10 protein-coding genes and 1 tRNA gene are annotated in these 14,182 nt (G+C 67.3%); 9 read left to right on the top strand and 2 right to left on the bottom strand.

Annotated features, from left to right (window positions below):
* Positions 1–71 precede the first annotated feature (71 nt).
* The gene (locus QOL68_RS15260; protein ID WP_282949972.1) at positions 72–1,868 is read left to right on the top strand and encodes a sensor domain-containing diguanylate cyclase; all 1,797 of its coding nucleotides are present in this window, start codon (positions 72–74) and stop codon (positions 1,866–1,868) included.
* A 43-nt stretch (positions 1,869–1,911) separates the two neighbouring features.
* Here QOL68_RS15260 and QOL68_RS15255 read toward each other — a convergent pair whose 3' ends face one another.
* Positions 1,912–2,832, bottom strand: coding sequence for a LysR substrate-binding domain-containing protein (locus tag QOL68_RS15255; RefSeq protein ID WP_282949973.1), 921 nt, complete (start codon positions 2,830–2,832; stop codon positions 1,912–1,914).
* A 103-nt stretch (positions 2,833–2,935) separates the two neighbouring features.
* Here QOL68_RS15255 and QOL68_RS15250 point away from each other — a divergent pair, with 103 nt between their 5' ends.
* The 5 genes from QOL68_RS15250 (at position 2,936) to QOL68_RS15230 (ending at position 7,838) form a co-directional block, all read left to right on the top strand.
* Positions 2,936–3,700 carry a phytanoyl-CoA dioxygenase family protein gene (locus tag QOL68_RS15250; protein WP_282949974.1) on the top strand — a complete coding sequence of 255 codons (765 nt, stop codon included), beginning with the start codon at positions 2,936–2,938 and terminating at the stop codon, positions 3,698–3,700.
* A gap of 11 nt (positions 3,701–3,711) precedes the next feature.
* Positions 3,712–4,341, top strand: a complete 630-nt coding sequence (locus QOL68_RS15245) for an NADPH-dependent FMN reductase (protein WP_282949975.1) — start codon at positions 3,712–3,714, stop codon at positions 4,339–4,341.
* A 90-nt stretch (positions 4,342–4,431) separates the two neighbouring features.
* Positions 4,432–5,625: an aminotransferase gene (locus tag QOL68_RS15240; RefSeq protein WP_283404327.1), complete on the top strand. Its 1,194-nt coding sequence runs from the start codon at positions 4,432–4,434 to the stop codon at positions 5,623–5,625.
* A gap of 90 nt (positions 5,626–5,715) precedes the next feature.
* Complete coding sequence (locus tag QOL68_RS15235) at positions 5,716–6,855, top strand: acyl-CoA dehydrogenase family protein (RefSeq protein WP_282949976.1); 1,140 nt, start codon at positions 5,716–5,718, stop codon at positions 6,853–6,855.
* Positions 6,855–7,838: an acyl-CoA dehydrogenase family protein gene (locus tag QOL68_RS15230; protein WP_282949977.1), complete on the top strand. Its 984-nt coding sequence runs from the start codon at positions 6,855–6,857 to the stop codon at positions 7,836–7,838. The genes QOL68_RS15235 and QOL68_RS15230 overlap by 1 nt, the downstream gene beginning before the upstream one ends.
* Positions 7,839–8,209: 371 nt before the next feature.
* On the opposite strand, the gene QOL68_RS15225 is transcribed toward QOL68_RS15230, so the two are convergent.
* Positions 8,210–8,296 (bottom strand) — tRNA-Leu (locus QOL68_RS15225).
* A gap of 306 nt (positions 8,297–8,602) precedes the next feature.
* On the opposite strand from QOL68_RS15225, the gene QOL68_RS15220 reads away from it, so the two are divergent.
* The 3 genes from QOL68_RS15220 (at position 8,603) to QOL68_RS15210 (ending at position 14,181) form a co-directional block, all read left to right on the top strand.
* Entirely contained in the window at positions 8,603–10,243 is a 1,641-nt protein-coding gene (locus tag QOL68_RS15220; RefSeq protein ID WP_282949978.1) for a beta-helix domain-containing protein, read from the top strand.
* Positions 10,244–10,332: 89 nt separating this feature from the next.
* Complete coding sequence (locus QOL68_RS15215) at positions 10,333–13,125, top strand: TonB-dependent receptor domain-containing protein (protein ID WP_282949979.1); 2,793 nt, start codon at positions 10,333–10,335, stop codon at positions 13,123–13,125.
* 174 nt (positions 13,126–13,299) lie between these two features.
* Positions 13,300–14,181: a type II secretion system protein N gene (locus QOL68_RS15210; RefSeq protein ID WP_282949980.1), complete on the top strand. Its 882-nt coding sequence runs from the start codon at positions 13,300–13,302 to the stop codon at positions 14,179–14,181.
* The last annotated feature ends 1 nt before the right edge of the window (position 14,182 follow it).

Raw genomic sequence — 14,182 nt, 5'->3', positions numbered from 1 at the left:
TGGCGGCGAAATGGTACAAAACGGGGAAAATCTTAGCGCTTTATTTGCCAGCGTCGACCTAGGGTAACCCGATGACGCGGTCGCACTCTCCCCGAGTCGAAGTGGCGGTATGGGCGCTGCTGACGGCGTTCGGCTATTTCCTGCTGGCCGCCGTGTCGCTCCATGCCACCAAGGGGGCCGACAACACCGCTGCGGTGTGGCCGCCGAGCGGTTACCTGCTCGCGCTGCTGTTGCTGATGCCCGCCCATGCCCGCCTCGCGTCGCTGGCCGGCATGGCCGTGGCGAGCCTGGCCGCGAACATGCTCGGCGGATCGAGCCTCGCCCTGTCGGCCGCCTTCACCGTCGCCAACGGCTGCGAGGCCTGTACCGCGCTGTGGCTGATCCGCCGCCGTGAAGCCGGCGAACTGTCGTTCATGGTCCCGCGCTCCTTCGCCAATTTCTGCATCGCCGCGCTGTCGGCAAGCGCACTCAGCGCCTCGATCGCGACGGCGCTCGTTGGCGTCAGTCTGGGCGGGCGCAGCCTCGATTTCTTCCTGTCGTGGCTGACGACGGTCGCGCTCGGCATTCTGATCGTGACGCCGCCGATCGTGACGCTGGCGCGGCTGATCGGCTCGAAGGCGCTGGAGCACGCCCCGGCGCGGATGAAGGGCGAGGCGGTGCTGATCCTGACCGCCACCGCCGCGGTGACCGCAATCGCCTTTTCGCAGGCGCATTTCCCCTCGACCTTCCTGCCGTGTATCGCGGTGGTCGCCGCCGCCTATCGCGTCGGCCCGTTCGGCGCCGCGACCGCGATGCTGATCGTGACGATCATTACCTCGCTGTTGACCGGTCAGGGAATGGGACCGGTGGCCGCGATCGAGGCCGATCGGACGACGCGCGTCCTGTTCCTGCAATTCTACCTGCTCGCGATGCTGTTTACGACGCTGCCGCTCGCCGCGCTGCTCGTCGCCCAGCGGCGGCTGGCGAGGCGGCTCGAACAGAGCAATCGTTCCTTGTTGCAGGCCGAAGCCGCGGCGCTCGTCGGCCATTGGCGCGTCGACCTGGTGCGCTGGGCGATCGAATGGTCCGATCAGACCTATCGCATCCACGGGCTCGCCCCCGGCACGCCAGTCGACGTCGAATACAGCATGGAGCAATATCTGCCCGAGGACCGGGAAATCGCGCAAAGCATCTTGCGGGAGGCAGTGAAAACCGGTCAGCCCTTCGAATATCAGGGCAGGCTGCGGCGCGCCGACGGCGAGGTCAGGCACGTCAAGTCGCACGGACTGATCGAGACGGGGCGCGGCGGCAAGCCCGTCGGCATCTTCGGAACGCTGCAGGACGTCACCGAGACGGTCGAGAATGCCCGCATCCTCGAAGCGGCGCGGAACGCGGCCGAGCGGGTCGCCAACACTGATATGATGACCGGCCTGCCGAACCGGCGCCACACGCTGGCCTTCCTTGAAAAGGCGATGGTCGGCGCGCGCGACCATGGCGCGCCGCTGGCGGTCGCGATCTTCGACATCGACCATTTCAAGCGCATCAACGACGAGTTCGGCCACGCGGTCGGCGACGAAGTGATCCGCCGCGTCGCGCGGCGCGCCAAGGCGTCGCTGCGCGACGAGGACATGGTCGGGCGCTTCGGCGGCGAGGAGTTCGTCTGCATCCTCCAGCGGTCGAGCGCGCAGGCGGCCGAACTGGTCGCCGAACGGCTGCGCAAGGCCATCGAGTCCGACGACAGCGGCGGCGACCTGCCGCCCGCGACGGTCAGCATCGGGCTGGCGGTCTATGACGGCGAGCTTGACGCCGAGGAATTGCTCCACCGCGCCGACCAGGCACTCTATGCGGCGAAGCGCGAGGGACGGAACCGGCTGCGCATGGCGGCCTGACCGGACTGCGCCGGCCATCTGACAGCCACCCAACCACCGGACGCTAATTGGAAGAAACGACCTTTCGCACATGCGCGAGGCACGCTGTCGTCTCGCGCGCCACATCGGCATTCAGCCACGCAACGATCTCGGGCGTTGGCCCGATGTCGGGCTCGAGCAGTGCGAAATCGAGATAGACCGGCGGCGCGATCGGGCGCACCGCGACGTTCAGCCGGTGGAACAGCGGGGCGCTGAACGGTTCGGCGATCGACACGCCGAGCCCCGCCTCGACGAAGGCATATAATATCTGCGAATGCTGCGTCTCCAGCCGCCGCGACACCGGGATGCCCGAATGGTCGAGCGCGGCGTCGATCCCGTTCCACAGCGCGTCGGCCTCGTGCATCGGGCCGATGAACTCCTCCCCCGCCAGATCCGCCACCGCGAGGTGCGGCCGCGCCGCAAGCGGGTGGTTCGCGGGCAGGATGCAGACATATTCGGCGCGCGCGAGCAGCGTCGACCTGATGCCTTCGCGCCCCGGCGCATCGACCCCGATGCCAAGGTCCGCCTGCCCCAGGAAGACGCGTTCTTCGATCGCGCGCTGGCCCAGCGATTCGACCGTGATCTTGATCTCAGGATAGAGGATGCGAAAGCGCGCGATCACGGCGGGCAGCACCGACATGGCGATGGCGGCCAGCGCCGCGATGCGCACCGTGCCGACCGGGTGCGCGCGGATACGCCGCGCCGCCTGGTCGAGCAGGTCGAGCCCCGCGTAGCTTCGCCGCACCGCTTCGTACAGCGCCTGGGCCTGCGCGGTCGGATGGACGCGCGCGCCGCGCCGGTCGAAGAGCCGGAACCCCACGGCCCGCTCCATGTCTGCGATCAGCCGGCTCACCGATGGCTGGCTGATGTTGAGCATCGTCGCGGCGGCGGTGATGCCCCCGCTTATCATCACGGCGCGAAACGCCTCGACCTGTCTCATTCGCATGAGCCATAGTATAGACGTATGGCTGAGGGATGCAATTCGATTGGATACGATGGCCGATTTGGGGGTATCGAGTCGCTATCGGATAAATCCGGGAGAGACGGAAATGGATTACGCGGCTCAGCGCGAACAGTTCGCGACCGAAGGCTATGCAGTGTTCGAACGCATTCTCGAAGGCCCGCTGCTCGACCTGCTGCGCGAGGAATGCGGCCGCGTCATCGAGCGCGAGGACGCCCGGCTCGACGCGTTGGGGGTCGAGGTCGACGGTATCAGCCACAAGGGCAAGCGCTATTTCGCCGGCGAATGCCAGCGCAAGCAGCCCGACCTCAGGAAGATGCTGTTCAGCGAAACGATGGCCGACATCTGCCGCGCGACGCTCGGCGACGACGCCTATTTCTTCTACGACCAATATGTCGTGAAGGGCGCCAGCGAAGGCATGCCGTTCAGCTGGCACCAGGATTCGGGCTATGTCGTCGGCAATGGCGGCCCCGCCGACCACAAGCCGTACCTCACTTGCTGGTGCACGCTCGACGATACCACGGTGGCGAACGGCACCGTGCGCATCATGCCTTTTTCGCAGGCGCCCGAGACGCGCGAAGGCATCGTCCCGCACGTCCGTCAGCCGGGGAGCAACGATCTGGTCGGCTACACCGGCGACGATGAGGGTGTGACGCTCGAAGTCCCTGCGGGCAGCGTCGTCGCCTTTTCCAGCCTTGCGCTCCACGCGACCGGATCGAATTCGACCCCGAACATGCGCCGCGTCTATCTGGCGCAATATTCGCCCGAGCCGATCCTCAATCCCGGCACCAACCACCTTCGCCGCAACGCGATCGCCTTCCTGCGCGGCGGTAGCCAGGTGACCTTCAACTAAGGGAGAGCGTGATGATCGATCGTCCCGTTTCCGTCCGCCGTCCGCGCATCGTCGCGCTGGGGGGCAATGCCACGACCGGCGGCTCGGCAGAGCGGCTGCTCCGCCACGCGCTTGCGCGCTGCGAGGCGCGGGGTGCCGATACGATGCTGTTCGCGGGCGAAGCGATCGACCTGCCGCTCTATGCCCCGCACCATAGCGAGCGGTGCGCGAAGGCAGAGGCGCTGACCGGCGCGCTGCGCGATGCCGACGGGATCATCGTCGCCTCGCCCGCCTATCACGGCACCGTGTCGGGGGTGGTCAAGAATGCGCTCGACTATGCGCAGGATCTCGTCTCCGACGCGCAGCCCTATTTCGATGGCCGTGCCGTCGGGCTGGTCGCGGTCGCGGGCGGCTGGCAGGCGGCGGGAAGCACGCTCGCGACCTTGCGTTCGATCACCCATGCGCTGCGCGGCTGGCCGACCCCGATGGCGGTCACCGCGAACAGCAGCCAGCCGCTGTTCGATCCCGACGGGCTGCTCACCGACGAGGGTATCGCGGCGCAGATCGACATCATGACGAGCCAGGTGATGATGTTCGCCCGGATGAAGGCGGCTTACGAACCCGCCGGTGCCCAGCGGCAGCCGGAGGTCCAGCGGGCATAGAGTCCGCGGCCCGGTTGCCCGAAGGGGCGACGCACGGCTGCCCCCTTTACAGCGTCCCTCGGTGCGAACATCGTATGCAAACCGCCACTCATGACGCGCCGGAGCATGATGCCCGCCATTCACCCGATTTACGACGCGATAGCGCCGACGATCTTCGAGCATATGTCGGGGCTCGCCCGCGCGCACGGCGCGATCAATCTGGGGCAGGGCTTTCCCGACGGGCCGCCGTCGCCCGACATGCTGAACGCCGCCGTGCGCGCGCTGCACGAAAGGTCGCAGCAATATCCCCCGGCGTGGGGGATCCCCGAACTGCGCGAGGCGATCTGCCGCTTCTATGCGCGGCGGCAGGGAATGACCCTCGAGAGCGAGCAGGTGATCGTGACGTCGGGCGCGACCGAGGCGCTTGCCGCCACCTTCCTGTCGCTGGTCGGGCCGGGCGACGAGGTCATCCTGTTCCAGCCCGCCTATGACAGCTATGCGCCGATGATCCGGCGGGCGGGCGGCACGCCGGTGTCGGTCCATCTTCGCCCGCCCGGCTGGCACTATGACGCCGATGCGCTGGAGCGCGCGATCACGCCGCGCACGCGGGCGCTGGTGCTGAACGATCCGCTCAACCCGGCGGGCACGGTCGCGAGCGCCGCCGAGCTTGCGATGATCGCCGGCCTGTGCCGGCGGCACGATCTGGTCGCGATCTGCGACGAGGTGTGGGAGGATGTCCGCTTCGACGGAATCGCGCACCGGTCGCTCGCCTCGCTGCCCGGCATGGCGGCGCGCGTGGTGAAGATCGGGTCGGCGGGGAAGATATTCGGGCTGACAGGGTGGAAGGTCGGATGGCTCTGCGCTTCGCCCGGCATGGCGCGCGCGATCGGGCGTTCGCACCAGTTCCTGACCTTCACGACGCCGCCGGCGCTGCAATGGGCGGTCGCCGAGGGTCTGGACCGGCCAGACGGCTGGTTCGCACCGCAGCGTGCCGCCTGGGCCGCGGGCCGCGAACGGTTGGCGCAGGGTTTGACCGGCGCGGGCTTCGCCGTCCTGCCCGGCGCGGCGACATGGTTTCTGTGCGTCGACCTTGCGGCATCGGGACTCGCGATCGACGACCGCCTGTTCAGCGAGCGCGCGGTGCGGGAGGCGGGGGTGGCGTCGATTCCAGTTTCGGCGCTGTGCGAGGGCGGCGGCCCGACGCCTATCGTCCGGCTGTGTTTCGCCAAGGAGGGTGCGGTCCTCGACGAAGCGGTCGCGCGCCTCGCGCGCTTTCGGGAGCGATTGGCGGAGGAAATCGGTTGATCCCGATGCGCGCGGCTGCAATGTGCCGCCAGCCGGGCGTACGGGCGTACGGGCGGGCAAGAAGCGGGAGGCGGGACGCTGTTCGACACATTGAGCCTGGCGGCGTTGCCGCCCGAAGACGAGGCGATCCGTCCCGCGATCCGCGCGCTCGTCGCCGAGGCGGTCGCGGCGCTGCCCGACGATCGCCGCGCCCGGTCGTGGGCGGGGTTCGATGCCGCGTTCAGCCGGCGGCTCGGCGAGGCCGGCTTTCTGGGGCTGACGCTCCCCAAGCGCTATGGCGGGCACGAGCGCGGACCCTTCGCGCGCTTTGTGGTCGTGGAGGAGCTGTTGTCGGCAGGGGCGCCGGTCGCGGCGCACTGGATCGCCGACCGGCAGAGCGCGCCGCTGATCCTCAATTTCGGGACCGAGGAGCAGCGGCAATATTATATCCCGCGCATCTGCCGCGGCGAGCTGTTCTTCTGCATCGGGATGAGCGAGCCGGGGTCGGGATCCGACCTCGCCAGCGTCCGCACCCGCGCGGCGCGGACCGAGACCGGCTGGCGCGTCAACGGGCAGAAGATCTGGACCACCAACGCGATGCACAGCGACTATATGATCGCGCTGCTCCGCACCTCGGGCAGCAGCGAGGATCGGCACGCAGGCCTGTCGCAGCTGATCATCGACCTGAAGGCGCCGGGCGTCACCGTGCGGCCGATCGTCGATCTGGCGGGCGACGCGCATTTTGCCGAGGTGTTCTTCGAGGATGTCGACCTTCCCGCCGAGGCGCTGATCGGCCATGAGGGCGAGGGCTGGAAGCAGGTGACCGCCGAACTGGCGTTCGAACGCAGCGGGCCCGAGCGCATCTATTCGAGCGTCGTGCTGCTCGATGCGTGGATCCGCCACCTGCGCGGCGTGGGGCGCGACGACACGGCGACGCTCGATCTGGTCGGCGATTTCACCGCGCGGCTTGGCGTGCTGCGCGCGATGTCGATCGCCTGCACCGCGCGGCTCGCGGCGGGGGAGAGCCCGGTCGTCGAGGCATCGCTGGTGAAGGACCTGGGCACCAGTTTCGAACAGGAGCTGCCGGTGGCGATCGGCGCCGACCTTGCCGCGTGGCCGGACGAGGCGGTCGATGCCGAGCTCTACCGGACGCTGCTCTACGTCACCCACCTCGCGCCCAGCTTTTCGCTGCGCGGCGGGACGCGGGAAATCCTGCGCGGCATCGTCGCGCGCGGCATGGGGCTACGCTGATGGACGCTGCGGATCTGATCGAACCCTTCGTGCGGATGCTCGATACGATCGCGGCGCCCGCCGCGGTCCGCGCCGTCGAGCGTGGCGGCAGCGCCGATGCGATGTGGGCCGAGGTTGCGGCGTCGGGCTTTCTCGACGCGCTGGTCGGCGAGGATGCGGGCGGCGCCGGCCTACCGCTCGCGGTCGCCAATGCGCTGTGGCAGGAACTCGGGCGGCGCGCCGTGCCGCTGCCGGTCGGCGAGACGATGATCGCGCGCGCGCTGCTCGCCGCGGCCGGACGGCCGATCCCCGACGGACCGGTCGCGCTCGCCGTTGCCGGCCAGGATCGGCGCACCGTCGTGCCGTTCGGGCGGGTCGCGCACCATGTGTTGGTCGAGAGCGAGGGGAGGCTGCATCTGGTCGCGGCTGCCTCGGGCGACCCTGAAGCAACCGGCGTGACCGGCGACCTCTCGGCGGTGATGCGCTGGGACGCGTTGCCGGGCGCCGACGCCTTCGCCGCGCCCGAAGACGGACTGCGCGCCCTGGCAGCGGTGCTGCGCGCCGCCTTGATCGCGGGGGCGGCCGACCGGCTCGTCGAAATGACCGCAGCCTATGCGAACGAGCGTATCCAGTTCGGCAAGCCGATCGGGCGCCAGCAGGCGCTGCAGCAGACGATGGCGGTCATGGCCGAGGACGCGGTTGCCGCGCGCATCGCGTCGCAGCTCGGCAGCGCGGGCGCCTTCCCGCCGGCGCTCGCGGCCGCCGCCACGGCGAAGTCGGTCGCCAGCAAGGCCGCGGCGCGGATCGCGGCGAGCGCGCACGCCGTTCATGGCGCGATCGGGATCAGCGAGGAACACGACCTCCAGCTCTTCACCCGCCGTCTGCATGCGTGGCGGCTGGCCGACGGGTCGGAAAGCTATTGGAACCGGCGGCTTGGAACGCTGCGTCTCGGCAGCGATGCGGGATCGGTCGATTTCACCCGCGCCGAGCTGTTTTCGGCATAGGCGGCGCCCGGCCCGCCGTTGCGGCGCTGCCAAAACTCTCTAGCAAGAGTGTGATATCAGGGGACGATTTGGCGCTTTCGTCCAATCGCGACCCGGTCGCGGGGTGTAATTGCCCCTTGCGACCCAGAAGAGTTCTTCCTCGTTCGAGGACAGAAATCTTCATCTGGCGCCCGCCGGTTCCATTCCGGCGGGCGCTTTTTTGTCCGCGATCACCGCCCCGCCGGAATGGCTGTTCGAAAAACCGCCGGAGCGACACCCAAAGATCATGCTTCACGTCGATCGCGGAGACCGGGGTTTAGCCTCGGCAAGGCGCGCCCTTGCGGGGCGATCCCAAATCACTGCTGCTTTTTTCGAAGTCCCGCAGGACTGTTTGGTGCGGTCGAGAAGACTCGAACTTCCACGGCCTTTCGGCCACAACGACCTCAACGTTGCGCGTCTACCAGTTCCGCCACGACCGCACATCATGATGGTCCGGATCGCGTCCGGCACCAGGTAGGAGCGGGCGCCTAGCAAAGCTTTTCGGGCGATGCAAGCGAGCTGGGGCGCTTTTATTTTTTTGCAGGTGCGAAGCCAGAAGTCCGCGGCTTCGGCGGGTGTCACCAAATGGACTCCAAAGAGTCATCCAACTGTCATCGCTCTGGCGTCAGACCGTCATCGAATCACCCTAGTGGCGGCGGCACCGGGGGCAAGGTGGTGCTCATCCTTCGTTCGCCGGTGGTTTATCACAGCGCCCAACGCGGCGCACACCGGGAACGGAGAATTTCATGGCGGCTTTCGCACGCGTTCGTTTGATCATGCTCACCAGCGTGGCCTGTTCCACCCTTGCCGCGTGCGGCGCCGACGACATCGCGTCGCCGGGTGAAGGTGGCACGATCATTATCAACCCGACCCCGACCCCGACCCCGACCCCGACCCCGACGCCGACCCCCACGCCGACCCCGACCCCGCCGTCGGTGACTCCGGCTGCGGGCTGTCCGACGATCAGCGGTGGTTCGCTGACCGACAGCGGCACGATCAACAATCCGTCGATCGGCAGCTTCCGCGTCTGCACCCTGCCGTCCGTCATCACCGGCAGCACCACGCTGCCCAAGATCGCCGGCCTGGTCTATCGCATCAACGGCCGCGTCGATGTCGGTTCGGACCAGGGGCCGACCGAAGAAACGTCCGATCCGGCCGACGTCGTGCTGACGATCGAACCGGGTGTCATCCTTTACGGCGAATCGGGTCCGTCGTGGCTGAACGTCAACCGCGGCAACCGCATCTCGGCCGTCGGCACGCCCACGCGCCCGATCATCTTCACCAGCCGTGACAATATCCAGGGCCTGAACACCGAGAATTCGTCGGGCCAGTGGGGCGGTGTGGTGCTGAGCGGCCGCTCGCAGATCACCGACTGCGCATCGGGCACCGCGACGCCGGGCACCAACGCCTGCGAACGCCAGACCGAAGGCGCGGTCGACCCCGCGCTCTATGGCGGCGTGCTCAACAACGACAACAGCGGCCGGATGAGCTATGTCCAGATCCGCTTCTCGGGCTATATCCTGTCGGGCAACAGCGAACTCCAGTCGCTGACGCTGCAGGCGATCGGTTCGGCGACGCAGATCGACCATATCATGTCGTACAACAGCTCGGACGACGCGCTCGAAGTCTTCGGCGGGCACGCCCATGTGAAGCATTTGATCGGTATCGGCGCCGAGGACGATAACCTCGACACCGACGTCGGCGCGAAGGCGAACTTCCAGTACGGCATCATCGTGCAGCGTCCGAACGTCGGCGACGCGATGATCGAGGCCGACACCGACAATGCGTTCGACGGCAACACGCCGCGCCAGAACACCCGCGTCGCGAACTTCGTCTTCTACCAGAATTCGCAGAACGCCTCGGCGGACCAGGCGTCGATGCTGCTGCGCGGCGGCACCGACTATGGCGTGTACAACTCGGTGCTGGTCAGCCCGAACAACCCCTGCCTGCGCATCAGCCGCACGCAGACTGCCTCGGGTACCCAGGACGCGGCGATCGACGAGTTCGGCGCCCCGATCTTCCGTTCGGTGCTGATGCAGTGTTCGTCGACGAAATATATCGACAGCGGCATCACCGCCGGTGCGACGGCGGCCATCTTCGGCACGGGTACGAACGGCAACAATGACGCCTATACGCCGACGCTGACCAGCCTCTACATCAACGGCGCGACCGAAACGGCCGTGACGCCGTTCAACGTCTCGACGCTCAACGGCCAGACGTTCAACTCGATCGAACTGACCCGCGCCGGCTTCTTCGACCAGACGACCTATATCGGCGCGGTCAAGGATGCGACCGACACGTGGTTCCAGGGTTGGACCTGCAACAGCGCCACCGCCAACTTCGGTACGGGCAACACCGGTCTGTGCACCTCGCTGCCGACCTTCTGAGGCTTTTGGCTTCGACCGGGAGGGAGCGGCGCGCGCCGCTCCCTCTCGCATATCTTCCAGATTTTTAAGGATCCCAAGGGGTGATCGCCATGTCCAAGCCGCTCCCGCTCGCCAGCCTGTTGTTGATTTCCACGGCGCTCGTCGCGCCCGCCACGGCCATGGCGCAGTCCGAGCCGGGCACGGAAACCCCCGCGCCGCCCGCGGCCGACCCCGCCGCCGAAACGCCGGTCGATCCGGCCGACCCCGCCGCCGAAACGCCGGCCGACGTGGCCGCCGAAGAGGCCGCCCAAGACGAAACCGACGTGTCGATCCCGGGGGCCGAGATCGTCGTCACCGGCCGCCGCAACGCCAATATCGAGCGCACCGCGCCGCAGGTCGTCTCGGTACTCGGCGCCGCCGATATCGCGCGGACGGGCGAGGGCAATATTGCCGGCGCGCTGGGGCGCGTCACCGGCCTCAGCGTCGTCGGCAACGGCTTCGTCTATGTCCGCGGCCTTGGCGACCGCTATTCGCTCGCGCTGCTCAACGGTTCGCCGTTGCCGAGCCCCGAGCCGCTGAAGCGCGTCGTGCCGCTCGATATCTTCCCGAGCGGCATCATTGCCTCGTCGCTGGTGCAGAAAAGCTATTCGGCGAATTTCCCCGGCGAGTTCGGCGGCGGCGTGATCAACCTCACGACCAAGGCAGTCCCCCGCGATCCCTTCCTGACGATCGGTGGCAGCATCGGCGGCAATTCGGAAACCACCGGCCAGCTCGGCTACACCTATTACGGCACCGGCAGCGACTGGACCGGCTTCGGCGATGGCGGCCGCAACCTGCCGTCGGCCTATCGCGCGTGGCGCGCCTCGGGCCTTCGCATCAACGATCCCAGCGTGAACCAGCAGGCGATCGCCGGCCAGTTCGTGACCGCGCGCAATGCGCTCGTCCAGACGAACAACGACATGCCCGTCAACTGGGGCGCGAACATCACCGGCGGCAAGTCGTGGACGATCGGCGGCACCGAGATCGGCCTGATCGCGACAGCGGGCTATACCAGCAAGTGGCGCACGCGCGACGTGACGCAGCAGACCGCGAACGCGCTCGACCTGTCGTCGCTCAACACCAATATCAATCGCGTGATCACCGACAACCGCGTCGTCGTGAACGGCCTGCTGGGCCTCAGCGCCGAATTCGGCGAAAACAAGGTTCGCTGGACCAGCCTTTATATTCGCGACACGATCAAGCAAGCGCGTCTAGGCGCCGAGGATCGCCCGTTGACCGCCGACTCCAACCCTGGCGTCAGCTTCCAGTACCAGGACACCGCCTGGTATGCGCGCCAGTTGATCGACACCCAGTTCGTCGGCGAATTCCAGCCGTTCGACGACCTCGATATCGACGTCCGCGCGAGCTATGCCAATTCGCAGCGCGAAGCACCGTTCGAGCTGAGCTTCCTCTATAGCCGGTCGAACAGCGCGACCGATCCCTTTGGCCAGTTCTTCACCAACACGCTGAACACCGGCCAGCGTCCGGGCAGCGCGTCGATCGCCTTTTCGGACCTCAACGAAAACCTCTATTCGGCGGGGATCGACTTCACCTACGAGATCGCGCCGGGCATCAAGGCGGTCTATGGCTATGCCTATAGCGACACGAACCGCGTCACCGAACGCCGCGACTTCCTGTTCCAGGGCAACAACGATATCCCGCTGGCCGTGTCGCTGCTGCGTCCCGACCTGCTGCTGTCGCAGGCGGTGATCTGTTTCCCGCCGCTCAATCCGCCGACCGACCCCAATTGCCCGGCCAACCCGAGCCCGACGGGGATCAGCCTGGTCGACAGCACGGGTTCGAACCCGACGTTCCGCGCGATCCTGCGCAACCATGCGGCCTATTTCCAGATTCAGGCCGACCTTCTCGACGGGCTGAACGTCAACATCGGCGCGCGCTACGAAACCGCGGTCGAGCGCGTGAGCGCGGTGCAGGTCTATACCGTCAACCCGACGCTGCCGCCCGACACCAACCTCAATCGCAATTACCTGCTTCCCGCCGCGACGATCACCTACGAAATCCAGCCGCAGATGCAGGTTCGCCTCAGCGCCTCGAAGACGATCGCGCGGCCGCAGTTCCGCGAACTTGTGTTCCAGTCCTATTATGACCCGGACACCAACCGGAGCTTCCAGGGCAACCCGCAGCTTGTCGACAGCCAGCTCTACAATGCCGAAGGCCGCCTCGAATGGTATTTCGCGCCCGAACAGCGCGTGTCGATCGGCGGCTTTTGGAAGAAGATCAAGAATCCGATCGAAACCTATGCCAGCTTCGACGGCAACAGCGTGACGACGCGCTTTGCCAACGCGCCCGAAGCGACGCTCTATGGCGTCGAGTTCGAAGTGCAGAAACATTTCGATCTCAGCGGCTGGGGCGACGGCTTTTTCGCGACGCGCCGCGGTGTGTTCATCGGCAACTATACCTGGTCGAATTCGAAGCTGAAGGTCGGCGCCGACGATCCGGTCAAGGCCTTCCCCTTCACCGGCGCGACCCTGGCCAGCCAGTTCTTCCGCGACGGGGCGCCGCTGACCGGCCAGTCGGACCATCTGGTGAACGTCGAATTCGGCCTCGAGGATACCGAAAAGCTGTCGCAGCAGACGATCCTGATCTCCTACGCGTCGGACCGCATCACGCGGCGTGGCCCGTCGGGCCAGCCCGATATCTTCGAAAAGCCCGGCATCCAGGTCGATTTCGTCGCGCGGCAGGGCTTCCCGCTGTTCGGCAAGGAGCTGGAGATCAAGTTCGAGGCGCGCAATATTTTCGGAACCAAGTACAAGGAACTGCAGCAGAATGGTGACAACACCATCTACTATAACCTGTACAAGACCGGCACGACCTTTTCGGTTGGCGGATCGCTGAAATTCTGAAGAAATCCCCGTGCGTGATCCCGGCTCCGGCCGGGGTCACGCCCGAGGCAAGCCGTGCAGGGCGGACTCGCCCGGCTGACAAAAAACTGTAATCTTCCTGTCAACTGATTGTCACCGATCGTCCCTAGGCGATTCGCGAGACCGTTTTTCAGTCTGGGGGACAGGGACAAGTTCATGGCAACGCTGATGTCCGGATCGGCCGTTCGGTTGCCGCGCGTGCTGCACGCCTGGCTCCGCGCCGGCAAGCGGTCGCCGCGCGCGATCCTCCCGCTGCTCGTAATCGGACTGCTCGGCGCGCTGCTCGTCTGGCAGAGCGTCCGATTGCTGTGGACGCTCGTCGTGCCGCTGTCGCCGCTCGGCGCATGGCAGCCGCAGACCGCGGTGATCGCATCGCCCGCCGAACGCCGCGCGCTCTTCGCCGGCTTCGATCCTTTCTTCCGTAACGCCGTGCAGGGGCCCGCGAGCGCCACCGTCACCTCGGCAGGGCTGACCCTGTTCGGGGTCAACATCAACGAGGCTACCGGCGGCGGTTCGGCGATCATCGCGGGCGAGGACGGAATCCAGACCAGCTATGCCGTCGGCGACGAGATCGCGCCGGGGCTGAAGCTTGTCGGCGTCGCCTTCGACCATGTGCTGCTCGACCGCGGCGGGGCGCGCGAAAGCCTGTTCCTCGACCAGAGCGCCGCGGCGCCGGTCGCGACGCCGGGCGCGGCGCTTCCGGCACCGACGCCCGAGCCCGGGTCGGCGGGCGCGAACGGCGTCTCGCCGAGCGGCGAGATTTCGCCCGACGCCCTGAAGGCGGGGGTTGCCTTCGCGCCGCGGGCCGAGAATGGCAAGGTCACCGGCCTGCTCGTCCAGCCGCAGGGCGACGGCGCCGTCTTCCGCGCCGCTGGCCTGCGCCCCGGCGACGTCATCCGCTCGGTCGGCGGCCGCCCGATCGGTTCGGCCAGCGACGCCGCCTCGCTCGCGAACCAGCTTTCGCCCGGCGCGCGGATCTCGGTCGAGGTCGAACGCGGCGCCAGCGTCGTCCCCATCGCTCTCATCCTCTCGAAATAAC

This window comes from Sphingopyxis sp. Geo25 (assembly GCF_949769135.1).
In the GTDB taxonomy this organism is placed as follows: Bacteria; Pseudomonadota; Alphaproteobacteria; order Sphingomonadales; family Sphingomonadaceae; genus Sphingopyxis.
The sequence above is the reverse complement of the archived record's forward strand: the minus strand, read 5'-3'. Positions and strand labels throughout refer to the sequence as shown.